The organism is Shewanella colwelliana, from assembly GCF_001735525.1.
In the GTDB taxonomy this organism is placed as follows: domain Bacteria; phylum Pseudomonadota; class Gammaproteobacteria; order Enterobacterales; family Shewanellaceae; genus Shewanella; species Shewanella colwelliana.
The window spans coordinates 456146-475170 of sequence record NZ_MCBT01000048.1; the positions used below are offsets into that span (position 1 = coordinate 456146).

Annotated in this window: 13 protein-coding genes; 6 read left to right on the top strand and 7 right to left on the bottom strand. The window is 46.5% G+C overall.

The features are described from left to right. Positions 1–9: 9 nt before the first annotated feature. Positions 10–2502 carry a glycoside hydrolase family 15 protein gene (locus BEL05_RS19960; protein WP_069672179.1) on the bottom strand — a complete coding sequence of 831 codons (2493 nt, stop codon included), beginning with the start codon at positions 2500–2502 and terminating at the stop codon, positions 10–12. Positions 2503–2693: 191 nt separating this feature from the next. Next, positions 2694–4235, bottom strand: a complete 1542-nt coding sequence (locus BEL05_RS19965) for an MFS transporter (RefSeq protein ID WP_051412822.1) — start codon at positions 4233–4235, stop codon at positions 2694–2696. 418 nt (positions 4236–4653) lie between these two features. On the opposite strand from BEL05_RS19965, the gene BEL05_RS19970 reads away from it, so the two are divergent. Continuing rightward, the gene (locus tag BEL05_RS19970) at positions 4654–5001 is read left to right on the top strand and encodes a hypothetical protein (protein WP_083250402.1); all 348 of its coding nucleotides are present in this window, start codon (positions 4654–4656) and stop codon (positions 4999–5001) included. 21 nt (positions 5002–5022) lie between these two features. Here BEL05_RS19970 and BEL05_RS19975 read toward each other — a convergent pair whose 3' ends face one another. Together BEL05_RS19975 and BEL05_RS19980 are read right to left on the bottom strand one after the other, a co-directional pair. After that, complete coding sequence (locus BEL05_RS19975; RefSeq protein WP_069672180.1) at positions 5023–6423, bottom strand: M28 family metallopeptidase; 1401 nt, start codon at positions 6421–6423, stop codon at positions 5023–5025. Positions 6424–6746: 323 nt separating this feature from the next. After that, positions 6747–8852: a glycoside hydrolase family 97 protein gene (locus BEL05_RS19980; RefSeq protein ID WP_069672181.1), complete on the bottom strand. Its 2106-nt coding sequence runs from the start codon at positions 8850–8852 to the stop codon at positions 6747–6749. Positions 8853–9010: 158 nt separating this feature from the next. On the opposite strand from BEL05_RS19980, the gene BEL05_RS21115 reads away from it, so the two are divergent. The 4 genes from BEL05_RS21115 to BEL05_RS19995 all read left to right on the top strand — a co-directional run bounded on the left by BEL05_RS21115 (position 9011) and on the right by BEL05_RS19995 (position 12055). Further along, positions 9011–9181 (top strand): hypothetical protein, encoded by a 171-nt coding sequence (locus tag BEL05_RS21115; RefSeq protein ID WP_156029352.1) that lies wholly within the window; start codon positions 9011–9013, stop codon positions 9179–9181. Further along, the gene (locus tag BEL05_RS19985) at positions 9165–9689 is read left to right on the top strand and encodes a GNAT family N-acetyltransferase (RefSeq protein WP_069672182.1); all 525 of its coding nucleotides are present in this window, start codon (positions 9165–9167) and stop codon (positions 9687–9689) included. The genes BEL05_RS21115 and BEL05_RS19985 overlap by 17 nt, the downstream gene beginning before the upstream one ends. Positions 9690–9981: 292 nt before the next feature. Continuing rightward, positions 9982–11046, top strand: coding sequence for an HlyD family secretion protein (locus BEL05_RS19990; protein WP_069672183.1), 1065 nt, complete (start codon positions 9982–9984; stop codon positions 11044–11046). Further along, on the top strand, positions 11036–12055 hold the full coding sequence (locus BEL05_RS19995; RefSeq protein WP_069672184.1) for a DUF2955 domain-containing protein: 1020 nt from the start codon (positions 11036–11038) through the stop codon (positions 12053–12055). Before BEL05_RS19990 ends, BEL05_RS19995 begins: the two co-directional genes overlap by 11 nt. 12 nt (positions 12056–12067) lie before the next feature. Here the strand turns inward: BEL05_RS19995 and BEL05_RS20000 are convergent, their stop codons facing one another. After that, positions 12068–13285, bottom strand: coding sequence for an HD-GYP domain-containing protein (locus BEL05_RS20000; protein ID WP_051412816.1), 1218 nt, complete (start codon positions 13283–13285; stop codon positions 12068–12070). A 421-nt stretch (positions 13286–13706) separates the two neighbouring features. On the opposite strand from BEL05_RS20000, the gene BEL05_RS20005 reads away from it, so the two are divergent. Continuing rightward, entirely contained in the window at positions 13707–15062 is a 1356-nt protein-coding gene (locus BEL05_RS20005; RefSeq protein ID WP_069672185.1) for a DEAD/DEAH box helicase, read from the top strand. An 87-nt stretch (positions 15063–15149) separates the two neighbouring features. On the opposite strand, the gene BEL05_RS20010 is transcribed toward BEL05_RS20005, so the two are convergent. Then, positions 15150–17093 carry an alpha-amylase family glycosyl hydrolase gene (locus tag BEL05_RS20010; RefSeq protein WP_083250403.1) on the bottom strand — a complete coding sequence of 648 codons (1944 nt, stop codon included), beginning with the start codon at positions 17091–17093 and terminating at the stop codon, positions 15150–15152. Further along, complete coding sequence (locus tag BEL05_RS20015) at positions 17093–19012, bottom strand: glycoside hydrolase family 13 protein (RefSeq protein ID WP_069672186.1); 1920 nt, start codon at positions 19010–19012, stop codon at positions 17093–17095. Before BEL05_RS20015 ends, BEL05_RS20010 begins: the two co-directional genes overlap by 1 nt. Positions 19013–19025: the final 13 nt, after the last annotated feature.

Sequence of the window (19025 nt, forward strand, 5' to 3'; positions counted from 1 at the left end):
GAGTGTTAATTACCGTTTAAGCGCCTCGGTTACAATTGGATAAGCATCCCATACTGCTTTATCCGTCATTGAGCGCACAAGTTTAACGTACTCGGCATGAGTCCAGGCAAGAGGCGTTGCCGAGTTTGTGCCTTGCCCCATCTGATAGTTAAATCGTGTTGGATTGCCCACACCGTCCCATGCTTGTTCTGGCAGCATCAGCCCCTCATTGGCAAAATACTCCATCCCTTTTACATAGCGATTGAGCAGCTGCTGGTGACGTTCTTGGCTTAAGCTGTTGTCGATAAGTGCGTTTGCCAATTCAAAGTGACCACGTTCGCCAGTAAAGAAGGGCCATACACGACCTCGTTGACCTGGGGTGTTGCTGCCTTTCTCAGCATAACTCGCGCCCGTGTGCACATCTTCGCCATAGCCATCATTGCCATAACGTCTAAAGCCTGGGATCTGTTGGTTATCTTGGGTGGTAAATTGATATTTTACTCTGAGATTATCATCCAAGTTAGTGTTGTCGATAAGGGCCAGCGTCTGCTTAACTGTGCTGTCATCAGCACTGCGAACTCCATATCTGACGAGTTCTAAGAAGCCACCATCGAGGATCAATCGCTGGTCTAAACCCATCCGGCCATTGTTGTCGGCCAACTTAACATTGCTATTTGGTTGACCAGTTGGCGCAAGACGAAGAAAGTAGGGCGCTATTGCAGGCGAGTCATTGGTATCTGTCTCGGTTAATCTCCCTTGGGTTGTGACCATTAAGTCATCGATTTTTGCGGCCATCTGTTTCGCTGTTTGCAAATATTGGGCGGCTGCTACTGTGTCGTTACTTTGTGTGGCAATCTCGCTGGCGGCCACCAGACCTGCGACGACCGCTGCCGTGGTGGACGGAGAGTAGCCTTGTTGCTCTTCCCAGCGTTCCTGTTGGGTTTTTAGTGGGGTGATGTGAGTGTTGTTCCAATCTAGCTTAACATCACCTCCGGTCACTAAAAATTCGGCAGCAGGTTTCAACATGGTTTTATACCAGTGGCTGATTTCGCTATCAGTTAAAACGCCTGCCTGCCAAAGCTTCCAGCCAAGCATGATAGGCATTGCGGTTTGATCAAGCTGCACGCCTACCCACTCAATTTCGCCGTCGACATGAGTCTTTTGTAAAAACCACCCAGGCACACCTTGGTAGCCAGGGGTTTGTGATGACACTTGGACTTTCTTTAGGTACTCAAACGCAACTTTTGGGGTTTGAGTATCGCCCATGGCGAGAAAGGCCATAGCGCATTGGTAAAAGTCACGCGGCCACACGGCCTTATAGCCTGTACTCCCGTTAACGGCTGACAGAGTATCACCCCAAGGGTTGGACAAGGACGCAATCAATGCCCCCGCATGGGTTTTGTCTTCTTGCGCTTTAAGAACCAAAGCACTGGCATACAGCAGCTTACCGCCATCGGTGGTATTCGCTGTCATGCTGGGTAGTGCGTCAAGTGAAGCTAAATAGTCTTGCCAGCCTAAATTGTCCCCCTCACCGTTGTAGGCTGCCAAAACCTTTTTATAGCCACTGGCTAAAGTCGCTTGGGTGGTGGCGATGCTACTGGCTTGATCTTTACCAAAGCCAATAACAAAAGTTGAGGTCAAACTCGTCTTACCGTCGGTGCTGACATCCAGTGTAGGCAGTTGTGCTGTGAGGGCAACATTACCTATTTGGGCGGTCTTACCTGAGGTGCTTTGATATTGCCAATCCATCTCACCGTTTTGCTGCAAATCGGTGAGTCCATCGGATTGTCCAACAAAGCCTGCACTGGCTTTAATGAACGGGGTATCGGCTTTAATACTGATCACGCTTGAATCCGCTTCAGCGGTATAGGCAAGTAGGGTGCTGCCATCTCGACTTACAGTGGCAATGTCGTTTGCCCCTGCATTGTCCACGTGGGGGTTAAGATATAAATACGGGGTGATCCCAGATTCAAACGCGGTAAACATCACTTTCATCATCAAGGCATCGCGATCGGGATCGGTGAAGAAGTGCTTCTCTATTTGGTACTTACCCTCAATATCTTTATTTACCACTTTGTAGGCTAATGAGAGGGGGCGACCTTGGTCATCTTTGTAGAGGTAATCGATGCTGGTGATAGTGTTATCTTTTTCTGTATCAATAAAGCCGTTGCCCGTAACAATAAATTGCGCTTCTTTTAGCTGCGCATTATGGATAAGACCAAACATGGTTTCGGTTAATATGCCTTGGGCGAGCGAAAACCAGACCCGGCTAACTGGGTTATTGACACTATCTTGGTATTCACCGGCATGCTGTGTTGTCGTAACATAAGGCTCAAATGAGGTGCCTATTCCCGTTTTACCAGAAAACGCCCAAGTAGGCAGATCACCGGGCGCGCCAGGTGCAATAAGGGGAGGCGTGGCATTTTGGGTTTGGGTGCTAGAGTCCGCACCACAAGCACTGAGCAGGGCGCTCAATGAGATGGCGATAAGCGATCGGCTAAAAAGGGTTGGCTTGATAGTCATAGGGCTATTCCATTGTAATGGTTATGTTACCAATCACATCGATAAAGCGAGTATTTTTTAGTCGCGGTATCAGGACGGCCAAGAACTGTTGACTGCTATTATTAAATAAGCTGTTATAACAGTGTCTACGGCATCCTACTCGCTCATTATTGCTTTATATATGCGCTTGATTTTATACGGCAAGCAGACTGTTAATCTGCAGCATTTGATGAAACAAACAACACACTTATTCCTGCCAGCAGCATAAAACTTCCGCCCATAATGAGCGCAAAGATCGGCTTACCGTCGAAAAAGGTATTTAAAATTACCCCCAATACACTCGCAGCGAGTAACTGAGGGATCACAATAAAGAAGTTAAAGATCCCCATATAGATCCCCATCTTGCCAGCCGGTAACACATTGGCCAGTAAAGCGTACGGGATAGATAAAATTGAGGCCCAAGCGATACCTACACCTATCATAGGGATCCATAATAGACTGGGGTCTTGAATAAAGTAGAAGCTAATAAGGCCGAGTCCACCGCAAAAAAGATTAATCAAGTGGGTTAACTTGAGCCCAACAGCCATGGCTAACAACGGAATGAGTATCGCCGCTAATGCGGCAAAGCCGTTGTATGAAGCGAACAGCATGCCCACCCAATCTGCGCCGTCGTTGTAGGCTTTTGACAACACATCTTGAGTGCCGTAGTGGTAGTCGGTTACTGCTGCTGTGGTGTAAATCCACATGGAAAACAGTGCAAACCATGAAAAAAATTGTACAAACGCCAGTTGGTGCATCGCTTTTGGCATGTGAAACAGCGAATCGACTACGCTAAATACCATCCCTTGTTGGTGACGATTGGCGTTGCTCGTTTGTTTTAGTCGCTGACTGCAATACCACTGCAGTGGACCAAAGGCAAAGAGTCCTATGGTTAGAATATAAAGCTGCTTGTCGAGTGCGTTTACCATAACGATCACAGTGAGTAACAGACCAAGTACGCTCCAAATGATGGCCGCTTTACGATAGGCCTGCCAGCTACGGCTATAGACTTGTTCATTGGTGATAGGGCTATTTGACTCAAACTCAGCCAGTTGTTCCGGTGAATACTCTTTAGTGGTCAACACAGTCCAGCAAACCGCGACTAACAATACAGCACCACCAAAGTAAAAGGCGTAACGCACAGAATCGGCAATTTCTCCTGCAGGGGCCGTATTGGCGACATCAAAATAGTTAGTCAATATATAGGGTAAGGCCGATGCGACCACAGCGCCAATGCCAATAAAGAAGCTTTGCATGGCATAACCTAAGGCACGTTGACGATTAGGCAAGTTGTCACCAACCAGTGCTCTAAAAGGCTCCATGGCGATATTGATTGATGCATCCATGATCCACAACATCCCTGCGGCTACCCACAAAACTGGAGAGTGTGGCATAACGAAAATGGCTAAGGTGGTGCAGATAGCACCAATGAGGAAATAGGGGCGACGTCGACCGAGGCGCCCCCATGTGTTGTCGCTCATGTAGCCAATAATAGGCTGAACCAGCAGGCCGGTAAGTGGTGCGGCTATCCATAGTATTGGGATCTCGTCGATTGACGCACCCAAAGTTTGAAAAATACGGCTGACGTTGGCATTTTGTAGGGCAAAACCAAATTGGATGCCTAGAAAGCCAAAACACATATTAAAGATTTGCCAAAAGCTCAACACTGGCTTAATACGCAGCGGTTGTTGAGCATTAGATTGAGGTTCAGACATCCATTTTTCTCTTGTTATTGTTAATTGTAAGGCGTCTACATTGGGCCGTGGAGTATCCACGTGGTCGTTAGTGTTTGTGACAGCGCACAGCCACAGGTCAAAAAAATAGCGAATACACGCTTCCCTCAACGGGTATTCGCCAAAAACTAGGGATCTACTTTCTCAAGGCTAAGCCGAGATGAGTAGATAGAGACACTAGTGCTGCTCAAACTAAAGTCAAAGGATGCGCTGTTAATTTGAGAAGATTCGACCTGGTCAATTTCACCAATACAACACAAGATGAAATTTAACACCTTTGCATGTTAACCTTGAGACGATTTCTGCCACAACTGATTACATACGTATTCATCATTATCTATTAACCAACGCGCAGCCTAATATTAACCTTTGGGCGTTGGCCACAGGAGTTTGCGTTTTAATGAAGTTAAAATTTAGCGTGTTATTAGCATCTTGTCTGGTGCTTTTGGGCTGTAATACCGCAAAGCATGGCTCGTTCATCGACAAGACATTTAGTTCGGTATCGAGTAACGGATTACTATGGCTGGGTAAGGTTAATGGCTATAGCTGTCAAACCAATATATTGTACGTGTTTCCAAAAGGTGAGGCGGCTTCGACGTCCAATGCTATTGAGGATGCGAAAAGGCAGTATCCACACACCGTACTATTAGCCGATGTTGCCATTGATGATCGCGTTGAAATTGGTTTTGGGTATTCGGTGCAATGTATAGTGGTAACAGGCAGTGCTTACGGCAGCGCAAGCCATTAGCTTACGCTGCTGGATAAAAGATTATTGACTAAAAAAAGCGCCCGCAGCACCAGGGAATACTACCGGGCTGGTATTGCCATTATTTCCGACAGCAGCCACACCAAATAGATAGTTGTCGATAACCAAGTTGTTAAAGGTAAATTGCCTGACATCGCCAACATATCGGCTGTAGCGCCATTCACTGTCAGTGGTTAATCGCCAATAGACACGGTAACCCGTGACGGATGAACTGCTTGATGGCTGCCAGGTCAAATGAGTATCGGCAGAGACTTGTCCACTTATTGTGACTAGCTTCGGCGGAGTTGGCGCCCAAGCCATGGATGCAAGGCTGATGGCATTGAGAGCCGTTAATTTTGCGGCAAACATAGGGTCAACGCCTTCAATGACATCGCCATAGGCAATACCATTTTCTATCCGGATATCCTGATGCTGGCGGTGGTAGTTTTCGTTGGTTTCCATGATCCGCACCGCGGGCAGTCCTGCTTTATTAAAGGGCAGATGGTGACCACCTCGACCAAAACGGTCAAGACGATAGATAAGCTGAACATCGAGGTTAGTCATATATTGATCGGCAAGTGATTTTATATGGCGCGCCACGTTACGTGAGGCCGAATCGTTCTCTCCACCACTGAAATAGCGCTCTTTTGCTTCGCTTGGTGTTTCTGCAATGCGCACACCTTCAGAAAAAACCCGCACAGTCTGATTACTAACAACGCCGTTTATCCCTTCGATATTGCCAATCATGTCGTTGTTTAGCACCGCTTCGACTTGCCAGCCTTGTTGCGTAGCGTATTCGGCCAATTGAGCACCGCCATATAAGCCTTGCTCCTCGCCAGAGAGGGCTGCATAAACAATGCTGCCTTCAAATTGATATTGAGAGAGCACGCGTGCTGCCTCCAATGCCCCCGCTACACCAGAGGCATTATCATTAGCCCCTGGTGACAGTGACGTCGCGTTCATGACATCGGTGACGCGAGAATCGATATCACCACTCATGATGACAACGCGTTTGGGGTCGTTAATACCTTTTTGAATGGCAATGATATTGACCACTTCGGTAGCATTAGGAATGCGTTTACCTGAGACATTCGCGCTGACTTCTCTTACTTCTAAACACTGGCCGCACTGGGCTGATATGCGTTCAAATTCTGCCTTGATCCAGCGCCGAGCAGCGCCAATGCCTTGGGTCGTTGAACTTGGGTCAGATAAGGTGTGGCGGGTGCCAAAGTTTACTAAAGTTTGAATATCCGCTAAAAGGCGATTGGGTTGTGGTGCCTCTGCGATGTCGTACAGGCGCAGATCTTCACTCGAAGGCGCTTTCATCGGGGTTACAGGTGTTTGTGCTATCACCGCGGTACTGAATATGAGTGGCGAAAGCATCAACAAACGGGATACGTTTTTCGTGTAGAGTCGGTGAATCATCATTACCTCGTTATGGCTATTTTTTATTATTGTTGCTGTGCATTGGCGCTGCGAATGTCATGACAATTCGCGGCTTAAAAATTCACCACCTAGAGTAACAAACTTTTTATTGTAATGGACAATCAATCTAGCGCGGTACGGATAAAAAATGTGGCAGTAATAAAGCGTAGTTGGACGTCAAGCAGGCAGTAAGAGATAGGGATAAACGTCAACATTAGATACCGCTACATAGCGTCAGCAGTATCTATTGTTGGCGAGTTTTTTGGTTTATGGCGACATGGGAGAACTTGCAACGCTCGCTCAGCACTTATAGTTCAAAGGCGTTAGTTAAGTGCTTTGAAACGAATAGCACTGCCGCCACTGCTGGCTAGCTTTAACGTTAGGAGGTCACTTGCGTTAACCCGTCGATGTTCAATTACATAGTCGTAAGGTGCTGTTTGCCAATTTGCTTTATCTCCATCACGGTAGATTTGCGCTTCATACTCGGTATCTGTGTCCAAGAAGTCCAATCGCACTTTTACGTTACGCGGTTCATCATCAGTGATTGCGCCTAAGTACCAATCTTTACCTTGGCTTTTACCACCGCGCTCTTGGCGAGCAAACACTACATATTCTCCCACTTCGCCAGCAATCGCTCGGCTTTGGTGCCAATCTGTGGGGACATCTTTGATGAATTGGAACGCTTCTGGATGTTTTTGATAGTTACGCGGTAAATCCGCCGCCATCTGAATTGGGCTATACAGCACCACATAAAGTGCCAGTTGTTTTGTTAGGGTGGTTTGTACCCGATTAATCGCATCTAAACCCTTCGGCGCTAAGTCAAATATACCAGGGGTGAAATCCATCGGCCCTGCGAGCATTCTAGTGTAGGCAAGGGTGGTGGTGTGCGAGGGATTATTAGGGGGTGTGCCCCATGCGTTAAACTCTTGTCCGCGAGCACCTTCACGACTTATCCAGTTAGGGTAAGTTCGGCGTAGTCCAGTATCTTTAATGGGTTCATGGGTATTAATACTGATTTGGCGCTTGGCGGCTTGAGTAACACTATAAAGGTATTCATTGACCATAAACTGGCCATCATGCCATTCGTGGCGAGTAACGCCCTGTTCGTCAACCCGTTTTATGTCACCGCCATCGGCCACATACCCAGTTTTCACTTGTGTGACCCCGTTGCGTTGATAAAGATCATAAGCATTATTCATCTGTTTTCGGTAGTTGGTTACCGATCCTGATGTTTCGTGATGACCAATTAGCCTCACGCCTTTGCTTTTCCCATAGGCGGCGATCTGGGGTAAATCGAAATCGGGATAAGCCTCTGTAAAACTGAACACATCACCGTTATTAAACCAACTCCCATCCCAACCTATATTCCAACCTTCAACTAACACGCCTGCAAAACCGTTGTCGGCGGCAAAGTCCATGTAACGTTTGGTCTCTTTGGTGGTAGCGCCGTGTTTTTCACCAGAGCCCCAGGTGTTCTCGTTTAAGTGCATGCCCCACCAGATCCCCACATACTTACTCGGCTCCACCCAATCTACCTCGCCTAAGGTGTTGGGTTCGTTAAAATTTAGGATTAAATCAGAGTTGAGTAAGCCTACGGCATTGTCTGATATTTGTATGGTGCGCCATGGCGTGACAAACCCTGCTTCAGTTTTAACTTTTATTCCATCTGACCATGGGGTTAAATTGGCTTGCAGTGTGCCATCTCGGCGTTGATCGAGTGTCATGGCGGCGTAATCGACTAATGCAGCTTCATGAATACTCATGTGCACACCACTATCGAGTTTAAAGGTAAACGGGGTATGTACTCGATCGATTTTTGCTATCGAGGATGTTTGATAAAGGTATTCGTAGCGATTCCACCCTCGCGCAGGTATCCACCATGCGGTTGTTTTGTCAGGATTGGGGACCACAAACTCAGTGAGTTCTTTGGTGATATTTAGCTTTCCAAGATGGGCTTGCTTTGGCACGTGATAGCGGAAACCAAGCCCATCATCGAAGGCCTTAATTTCAACGGAGAACGAATAGCGTGCGTTGCTTAATTGAACCAGGATGCGATTATGAACGTCATCTATCCACTCGCGCTCGCCCCAAGGTTGCTGCCATCGGTCAGCCGTCTTTGTGTGCACAACCTTGGTGATGTTAAATCCTTCACCAAATTCACCTAAGGATTGAAAAACGAGTCCAAGTGATGACGGATTAATGACACTTTGGTCTTGGAATGTCACCTGATAGTATGGGCGTACATCATCATCGCTTAATGTTACCGTTATCTGTTTGTCTGGCGATGTGACCTTGACACTTTTTGCGACGGCATGGCCTGAGGAAGTCGCGAGACCAACGCTGGTCAACAACGTCAATGTTAGCGCAACAAGGTTTTGTGGTAACAGCGAAAAAGGTTTTTTCAACTGCTTGGTGAGAATAGGGCCCATAGACACTCCGTGGTCAGGAATTGTTTTGGCCCATGGTAGAAGCTAACATAGCGTAGTAGCAATTATCTGCATACGTATTCACGTGTCCTAGGCTTAAGTGCCATTTTTTGTGTTAGTGGAGTGGGTGATGACGTTGAGAAAGTAAACATGGCATTTTAATGCCACGGGGAACATCGCATACACCCGCTAGACGCTGGTTAATTGTCACCGCAGTGATGCTCCCCCATGATGCTAATCACAGTGTGGTTAGCATCATGGGGCAAGCTGTATGTGTGCTCGATATCATTAGGCTTATTTTATTAGGTAACGGCAATGGCAATATCATTTGATACCACTAGATTAAACGTGGCTGAAGTCACACTCGATATGACCGCTGATCAGCGCGAGGCGTTATTAAACACATTGCCGCAATTACTGGCCCCCAAAGTTGTTGAGAACTTACCCCCTTACTTTAATGGGGTGAACACAAAAGCTGCTGCGCAGAGATGGCTTAGTCGGATGATAACTGAAAGCCAATTGCTTATTGTGAAAAAGCGGAGTGAGTCTGTCATCATTGGTATGCTGTTTATCTTTGTTGACGAACATAAGGACGCACATATTGGCTATCTGGTTGATGAGCAATATTGGCGTCAAGGTTTGGCGAGTGAATTGCTGCAAGGATTTATGCATCATGCAAGGCAAATTGGCCCTTGGGCGAGACTTATAGGGGGCGTCGCTGCTGATAACACAGCCTCAGCGACGTTGCTGCAAAAGTTAGGCTTCATTAAAGCATCTAACTGCCCCCCCTGTGATGATGTCATTTTTTACGAGTACAGGCTGGCCATACAACGCAGCTAGGTATGATAGCCGCAATGATGTGAGTGAATGAGGCTGTGTTTCAAATAGCCGCTAGTTAGTGGTTGTGGCTTAACGTAAACTCAGTTGCTGTGTTCAAGGCCGATAAACGCGGCGCCATGTCAGTGATGTAACGCTTGTTTAAGTAAGGGCAATGAGGTTTTGTATCAGCACAGACAAGCGGTTTGTTATAAGGCTGATAAGCACCTTACACCTTGTTTTTTTAGCCACAAAGCTTGAAACATGCTACCTTGCTGATTAACATCTTCATATCAAAATTCATAGAGTAACGAGCATGTCCGCAGCCGAAAAATCATCCCGTAAAATGAGTTTTTATATCATAGGACTAATTTTAGTCGTTTGGCTTTATAGCCTGTGGGCTGACCGGGTAACACCAATGACTGGCGAGGCAAGAGTTCATGCCTATTTAGTCAGGGTTGCCACCGAGGTGGCGGGTAATATTACTGAAGTAAATGTTAAAGATAACCAAGTGGTTGGTGCCGGAGACGCACTGTTTAGTATCGATCCCAGAAACTATGAGATAAGTGTGCAATCTGCCCAAGCCAATTTGGCCCTCGCCGGACAAGCCATTGGCGCCAATACCGCTGCAGTTGAAGTGGCTCAAGCTAAAGTGGTCGATGCCATAGCTGCGCGTAATAACGCTAAAGAGCAGGCTGGACGTGTTATGGAACTTGCTGGGCAAGGTGTGCTGAGTCAGGCAGAGCTAGATAATGCGATTGAAGCGAGAGATCGTGCTCAAGCCAATCTCGCTGCCGCTGAAGCATCACTTGCACAAGCTAAGCAGAATTTGGGGCCTGAGGGGGAGAACAATCCCCAGATTTTATCTGCCATGGCGAAGCTCGAACAAGCACAACTTGATCTGCAAAAAACCAAGATTATCGCACCTTCAAAAGGCGTCGTGACTAACCTCCAGCTTACGCTTGGACAAAAGGCTAGTGTGGGGACGCCAATGTTGACGTTTATCGATCCGCGGGGTGTTTGGATCTCAGCATTAGTGAGAGAAAATTCACTTGAACATATTCGTGTGGGCCAAAGGGTAAAAATTGTATTAGATGCTTTGCCCGGACGAGTACTGCAAGGCAAGGTTGATAGTATAGGTTGGGGGACGGGCGGCAGTAATAACGTTGATCAAGCAACGGGATTTTTGATGGCCGATACTAATTCGATAAATGCGCAGCGTTATCCCGTTAACATAGTATTCGAACATGGCGAAGTGCCAAGCAACATACGTTATGGATCGCAAGCAACCGTGGCTTTCTTCACTGAGCAAAGTGGCTTTGGTGAGTGGTTAGCCGGAATATGGATGCGTATATTAAGTGTGTGGACCTATGTTTCATAGTGCTGCGAACCCCATTATTCGGCTAGTATTTTTTCCGGTATTACTGCTGTTTTATCTGCAGTATACCGGTTCACCCATGCCGATTTTGCCCCCTATTTTTGTGGTCGTATTTCTCACCATCATGCCCTCAAAACCGCCACTGAATATGTTGCTAAAACTGTTATTAGTGCTGTTGTTCATCAGCTTTGGAGTGGTGTTTTTTGGGGGGTTATTAATTGATTCACCAACTGGTTATGCGCTGTTTTGCTGGTCAATGCTGTTTTGGAGCTTTTATCGTAGTCATCACGATCCCAAAGATCTGATCTCAACGCTGGTGACCTTGGTTGTGATCATTATGACGGTGTTAAGTGAGCAGTTTGGTGCACCTATTGATATTCTGCCTTGGATGATGTTTGAAGCATTTGTGGTGGCGATCATGGTGACATCTATAAGCTTTGTGCTGTTTCCGGGGGATGAGCAAGATATATTGCCAGATGATGTAACCAGTGAAGCGGCAGAAACTCATATCGGCCTTATTGTGTTCAAAACAACGGCGATGTACATAGTGTTGCAAGCACTAATAGGTCTTGGGACAACACAAACCATGCTGATTGCAATAACGATTGCCACTATGATTAAAATCCCTAGCCCCAATGAGCATCGCACCTTTAGCCAGCAAAAAATTATTACTACAGTGGTTGGTGTGTTATTCACCTTACCCTTGATGTTAGCGGTGACCTTTGGCATAGCGACCTGGGCACTGCTGGGGTTAACCATTTTCCTTGGGCTGCAACTGGCAGGGTTTGCGATTCGTCGTCAATGTCGGCTGAGTGTTTATCAATTGCTGTTTACTAACTTTGTGGTGCTGACTTACCAAGTAATTAAGCACCAAGGCGTTGAGTCATTTTCTGCAGAGCTCATGCGTATAGTCTCCATCGTGATTGCTGTGTTTTTCGGTGCCTTGATCCTAAGCTTAACTAAACATAGACCTGTACTAAAGAAGAAGCCTTTAGAAAGCACAGAGACTTAGGTTTTTAAACTGTCACTGTGCTAATGAGGCGCTCGACAGTTTTTCGAATTGATGATGTATTGCCATAAAGCTGTCAACAAGTGTTGGGTCAAAATGGGTGCCTTTTGACCCAACAATGCTTGCAACGGCCTCTTGGTGCGATAAAGGTCGTTTATAGCAACGCGGAGAGGTCAGAGCATCATACACATCGACCAAAGCAACTAGGCGCGCCGAAAGAGGAATGTCATCACCGCTAAGCCCGTTTGGATAACCACTACCATCCCATTTTTCATGATGCCCGCCGGCTATTTCTTTACCCATACGGATAAACTGGCACTGCGGTGCATAGTTCCCCAAGCTATTAAGCACGTCATGTCCAATGGCACAATGTGCCTTAATCTGTTCAAATTCTGCGGGGCTGAGTCGGCCTGGTTTCAGTAAAATAGCATCGGCAATACCCACTTTGCCAATGTCATGCAAAATGGCAGATAAAGTCACCTCTTTTATAAAACTGTCGGTGACTTGCTCTGGTGCATGGCCTTCAGACTTTAACTGTTTAGCCAGCATATTGGCATAATGTTGAATACGAATAAGGTGGGCTCCTGTTTCGTTATCACGGTATTCGGCCAGCTTTGCTAACCCCATCACAGTGGCCTGTCTGGACGCTAGCGTTGATTGTAATGAACGGGTTAGTTTACCCAGTAAAAATGAGGTAGATAGGGTTAACATTGCATTGGTCACGACAAAGTTAATGCTGACGACATACCAAATAAGGGGGCTATAGCCTTGAGTTAATGGCCACTGAAATACGTTAGCGCTGTACCCGATCCCGATAACTACTAAACTGGAGGCATTGATTATCTGCGCTACGTTGCCTGCTTTTTTACCGAGTAAAATGCTTGACAGTGGCGGGAATACAAACAGCCAGAAGAATCCAGCGCCAGTGGGGCCAATCGTGATAACAAAGGCCACACCTATGCTATAGGCTAAGAAACACCCCAAAGTGAATCGCTGTCTATCGGTGGGTGCTGGCGCTAGCAATATGTAAAGAAGCAGACCATAAGCGAAAGTATCAAATAGCGCCATGACCCAAAGATCTTGCTCGATACAAAGGTAAACACTGGTGAAATAGACAGGCACACAGAATATGGCTAACAAACCAAACAGGCGGCTAAAAATTTGCTTACGCCAAAGCGTTAGACTGTCGTTGAGGCTATGATGTGGCGATGGCGGGAAATGCAATGAAGGCATAATCATTCCTTTGAGTAGAACTACTGCTTAGCGTCATTGTGGCAGCATTTGAATCACATTAATTGAATCACATTAATTGGAGCACCAATACAGCAATGTTACCGAACAAGGGTAAAATTGATCGGAACCTAAGTTAATTAATACCTGTAAACGCAGGTAAAAGCTAATTTAGTGTCTGTTTTTATTAGAGCCTATACGTCAATTTAAGCGAGTGTGTTCATTCCTAGCGGGCTACGTACTAGCTATTGCTTGGAAGATTTGTGACTGATAGGCCCAATGAGGTACATTTCTAGCCTAGAGTATTGGGGCGATAGGGGATTCTTCTGTTATACTCATGGCCACATTGCCGCGTAAGCGACAGTAAGTATCTTCTTATTTTAACTGCTCTATTTTAACTGCCATTTTTACGCTGAGAACCTAAATGCTATTTTCAAATCTTGGACTTTCCACTGCTATTGTTGATGCTGTCACCGAGTTGGGATACCAAAAACCTACGCCTATTCAAAGCGAAGCGATACCATTGGCGCTTAAAGGCAAGAACCTTATTGCTGCGGCGCAAACGGGCAGCGGTAAAACCGCCACTTTTGTTCTACCCATTTTAGAGAAACTTGCCAGTGGTGAAACTCAGCGTAAAAAGCGCGCCAGAGCGCTAATTTTAACACCGACTCGAGAACTAGCTGTGCAGGTGCAAAGCAGCATTCAAGCATATGGAAAGCATTTAAATCTTAAGTCGTTAGCCGTTTATGGCGGCGTGGACTTAGCCCCCCAAAAACAAGCCTTAATTGATGGCGTCGATATTGTCGTTGCGACGCCAGGTCGATTGAGAGATCTCTATACGCAGCGCTCGATCCATTTTGATGAAATAAAAGTACTAGTTTTAGATGAAGCTGATCGCATGTTAGACATGGGCTTTATTGAAGATATTAATAAAATAGTCGAACAACTACCGCCAGTTCGTCAGAATTTGCTTTTTTCAGCCACTTTGTCTCGTCAGGTACGTGAACTGGCTAAAGAAGCTGCGCCTGATGCGATTCACCTGTCGGTCACTCAGCATGAGCAAAGTAAACCCAATATTGATCAGTGGCTCACTACTGTGGATAAAGATCAAAAATCTGCACTCTTGAGTCACTTGATCCAACAATATCGCTGGCCGCAAGCGCTGATATTTATTGAGACCAAACACGGTGCAGCGAAATTGGTGGCTCAACTTGAAAAGCGTGGCATCGAAGCGGATTGTATCCATAGTGGCCGTACACAAGTAATCCGTGAGCAGATCTTAGCTGACTTTAAGTCAGGGAAGATTAAGTATCTTATCTCAACTGGTATCTCTGCGCGTGGTATCGATATCGACAACCTTCCATTAGTGATTAACTATGATCTGCCATTTCCTGCCGATGAATATGTGCACCGGATTGGCCGAACAGGGCGTGCGGGCGCTGAAGGGCAAGCGATATCTTTGGTCTCAAAGGACGATTTTAAGAATCTTTGCATGATTGAAAGTCGCCTTGGACATCTATTGGACAGGCGTGACGTCGCAGGTTTTATGCCCCGTAAAGCAGTGCCAGTGTCGGTACTTAATTACGTGCCTAAAGCTCAGCGCGATGAAAATGGCAAGCGTAAACAAACCGATAAATCTAAAGCAAAACCACGCACAGCAAAGCCTGCTAAGTCACAAGCGCAAACTCCGCTGACAAAAAAGACGAGTTCACGTGTGGAGTCTAAGCAGGCAGCCAGTGATAAGCCAAATTTTAACCCTTGGACAGACAGCGGTAAGTAGGCTGGTTCCCAAAAGTAAAAACCCCATTATTTGTTAATAATGGGGTTTTTGTGTTTAAGGAACGGACTTTTAATTCAACCTCATTGCTTAAGGTTGCAGGGATAACACCACAGATTGATAGGGTTGCAAGCTCAATGGTAGCGATGGATTAGTAACTTTAAGGTTTAAGGGATTTTGCTTAGCGCTTATATTGAGCAGATCAATTAATTCGTAGCTGCGCTGACGAAGTTGCCACGTTGCGATAAGCGATTTAGGTAGATGGATATCAAGATTTTGGGGTTCTGCGCTGAAGTTAACCGCGATAATGAGTTGCTGCTGACTATCGTATCGTGAGAAAGCGAACAGCTTGTCATTGGTGTTTTGCTGCGGCGGTGCAAATTGTCCTCGGTCATTATTGGGCTGTGCGCTAACTGGCTTTAGTGGTAGCAGCGCATATTTGCCCCTTAACGCAGAGGCATTATGGGATAGGTTGAGCAAGTTGGCGTAGTACTTTCGCAATTTACGTTCTTTCAATGTGGATTGACCACCGTCGAATTTCCCATCATTCATGTAGCGCTGATGAGCCGGCACACCAACATAATCAAAAATGCTGGTCCTTGAGGGCTGACCAAAACCCGCATTTTCGCTGCCATCTTCACCGACCTCTTGGCCAAAGTAGATTAGGGTGGGGGCGTTACTCAAGGTCGCTGATACCACCATTGCTGGCAGTGCTTTGATAGGATCTCCTGCAAATTCAGGGCTGGCTATGCGCTGTTCATCATGGTTCTCTAAAAAGTGCAGCATATGGGAGGCAATATCGACAACATTCAGGCGATCGGTTTCGATTGCACTGGTTGACTGCTGACCTTGGATAATGGCCTTTAGAGTGTCATAGAGGCCAACTTTGTCATACAGATAGTCCATTTTCCCCAAGTGAATATAATCTCGGTAACGTGATGGGGTGTAGACCTCCGCAAGTAGCAGTGCATTAGGGCTAGTGTGTTTTATCTGACTATTAAGATAGCTCCAAAATTCGACGGGTACCATTTCTGCCATGTCATAGCGAAAGCCGTCTACGCCCTTAGCTAACCAGTATTGGACGATTTGATTGAACTTCTTCCATGAGTCTGGGATTTCGCTTGCGGAAATGTTACTCCAGAATATAAAGTGTTCAGCAGCCGTTTTCGTTTCAAAGCCTTTGGGAAGACGCGGAAAATCGAATGTTCCGTCTGGTCTCACGCCATAATTTATTTTTACTGTTTCATACCAGTCATTGGCATCAGGTTTGGCCAAACGTGAGCCGTTTCCAGTCCATTTGGCTGGCGACTCGACAAACTGGCCATCCACTAAGGGATGGGGTTGGCCACCAAGTGGCTGCTGCTGCAATTTGGGGACGCTAAACGGGGTATCGACAACATAATAGAAGTTGTTGTTTTTATCGTATTGAACCGTGCGATTATCTTGCTCCCCAAAATCGCTCACCCCAGATGGTTTAGCAAGCGATTGGTAGTGGCGAGCGACATGATTGGGCACTATATCGATAATGACTTTCATGTCTGCTTGGTGTGTGCGCGCAATTAAGGCCTCAAACTCTGCTAATCGATTAGCTGGGTTGTCAGCCAAGTCTGGATTAACATTGTAGTAATCTTTAACCGCGTAGGGCGATCCCGCTCTGCCTTTTACTACATCGGGGTCGTCTAGACTGATCCCTATGTCTCTGTAGTCATTGACCACAGCATGATGGGGCACACCTGTATACCAGATATGGCTAACGCCTAAGGCGTGGATACTTTCAAGGGCTAGGGGAGTGAAGTCGCTAAACTTACCCACGCCATTATCTGCAATGGTTCCCCATGGCTTATTGGTGGTATTGGTATTGCCAAAAAGGCGGGTGAACACCTGGTAGATAACGGGTTTTTCAGCGGTAATGTCTGCACTAGGTGCCAAGGCCTGCGTTGGATCAGATTTGGATGCCGCATTTAAGTTACATGGCAGCCAAGCGCCCGCGATGGCTGCTAAGGCTATAAGGGGCGTAAAGCGTTGAAGAGTCATTAGCGCTTTCCTGTTAAGTCAATGAGGGTCACGCCTTTGCCCGCTAACACAATAGCTTGATCTAGTGGCTGTGGTGCTTGGGTAATAATGTTATAACCTGTGGCACTGGTATTGATAAGCTCCCCCAAACGTGCCAGCTCCACTTCAGTTGACGTCTCATTTTTGTTGTAGATAACCAGTAGACTAGCGCCCTTAGCGCAGGCTTTATCTTCGCATCTGACTTGTAGATAAACGCCATCTTGTGGCACTAAGTGACGCAGTCCGCCATCGATAATCGCTGCAGACGTTCGACGGTAGTTGAGTAACCGTTTTGTGAACTGCTGTATCGCCAATTGTGATTGCATTAGCCCTTTGCTATCAAATGCTGAGATAGTATCATCCTGCCACCCACCGGGCATATCGGCGCGTACCGCGCCATCATTTCTATCCTTTGTTGGACTTTGCATCAAAATTTCTGTTCCATAAAATAGCTGCGGAATGCGATTACTGGTGAGGACATAAGCCATCGCCATCTGCGTGAGGGCGATATCATCACCCAACAGGCTGTATAGGCGGTTAGTATCGTGGTTACCTTCAAATAACACCAGTTGTGTGGGGTCAGCGTAAACCACATCGTTACCAAGAAACTCGTAAAGTTTAATAAAGCCGGTGTCCCATCCTTCGGGCTCATTCAAGGCACTAATCAGGGTTTCGTATAGGGGGAAGTCCATGAGGCTTGGCAGTTCAGATTGATAGCCATCTTGATTGTGTTTACCTTTTTGCCAGTAAGAGACGGTAATGGGGTTCGCGGTCCACTCCTCTCCGACAATGTTAAAGTTAGGGTATTCATCCATGATTGCCTTAGCCCATTTAATTAAAAAGCCTTTATCTGCGTAGGAGTAAGTGTCTTCACGTATACCGCTAAGCCCAGCGTGTTCTATCCACCAGAGACTATTTTGGATGAGGTAAGTCGCGAGCAGCGGATTTCTTTGATTAAGATCTGGCATGGTGTCGACAAACCAGCCGTCGGTAAACGCTTGTGTGTCGCTGCTCACCGCATAGGGGTCTTGGACTGTGGTGCGGCGATGACTGGTAAATCCAATCTGTTTGTTAGCACTATGGTCATTGGGCTGATAGTTAACCCAATCTTTACTGGGCAGATCAGCCATCCACCAATGATTAGAGCCGATATGATTGACGACTACATCGGCAATGATGCCAATGCCTTTATCACGGGCACGCAGTGACAGTTGGCGATAGTCCTCGTTTGTGCCGTACCTGGGATCAATCTGATAATGGTCGGTGACTGAATAGCCATGGTAGGAATATTGCGCCTGATTATTTTCGGTCAGTGGATTGATCCATAACTGGGTTACACCAAGATCTTCAAGGTAATCAAGATTATCAATCATTCCCTTAATATCGCCGCCATGGCGACCGTCTTTATCAGCGCGATTGGCCAGTTCTAACATTTTTGGATGGTTGTCATTGTTTGGGTCGCCATTGGCGAAACGGTCGGGGGTAATGAGATAAATAGCATCCTTGTTGGAAAACCCCTGGCGCTGTTTACTGCCGGGCTCGCGAGCTTTTAGCTGGTATGCCAAGGTATGCTTGGAGCCATCTATATTAGTTAACGTAATAGAGAATGCTTGTGCTGGGGCGTTGGTCGTATCGAGATCAATAAACAGGTAGTTTTTGTTATCGCTGTGCTGCACACCCAACACCTTAATCTGTTTTGCTTCAATGCTAACCTTACTGTCAGCAATGCTCTGACCATGTACCATCAGCTGCAACTGAGGATTCTTCATGCCTGCCCACCAGTTAAGGGGCTCGACTCTTAACTTTGTGACAGCTTCATCGGCCATAAGGGCTAGGGGAGTAGCTACGCTCAGTAAGGAGCTGCCCGCAAGGAGCAGTATCGCGGTGGAAAACTTAAACATATTCTAATTCCTT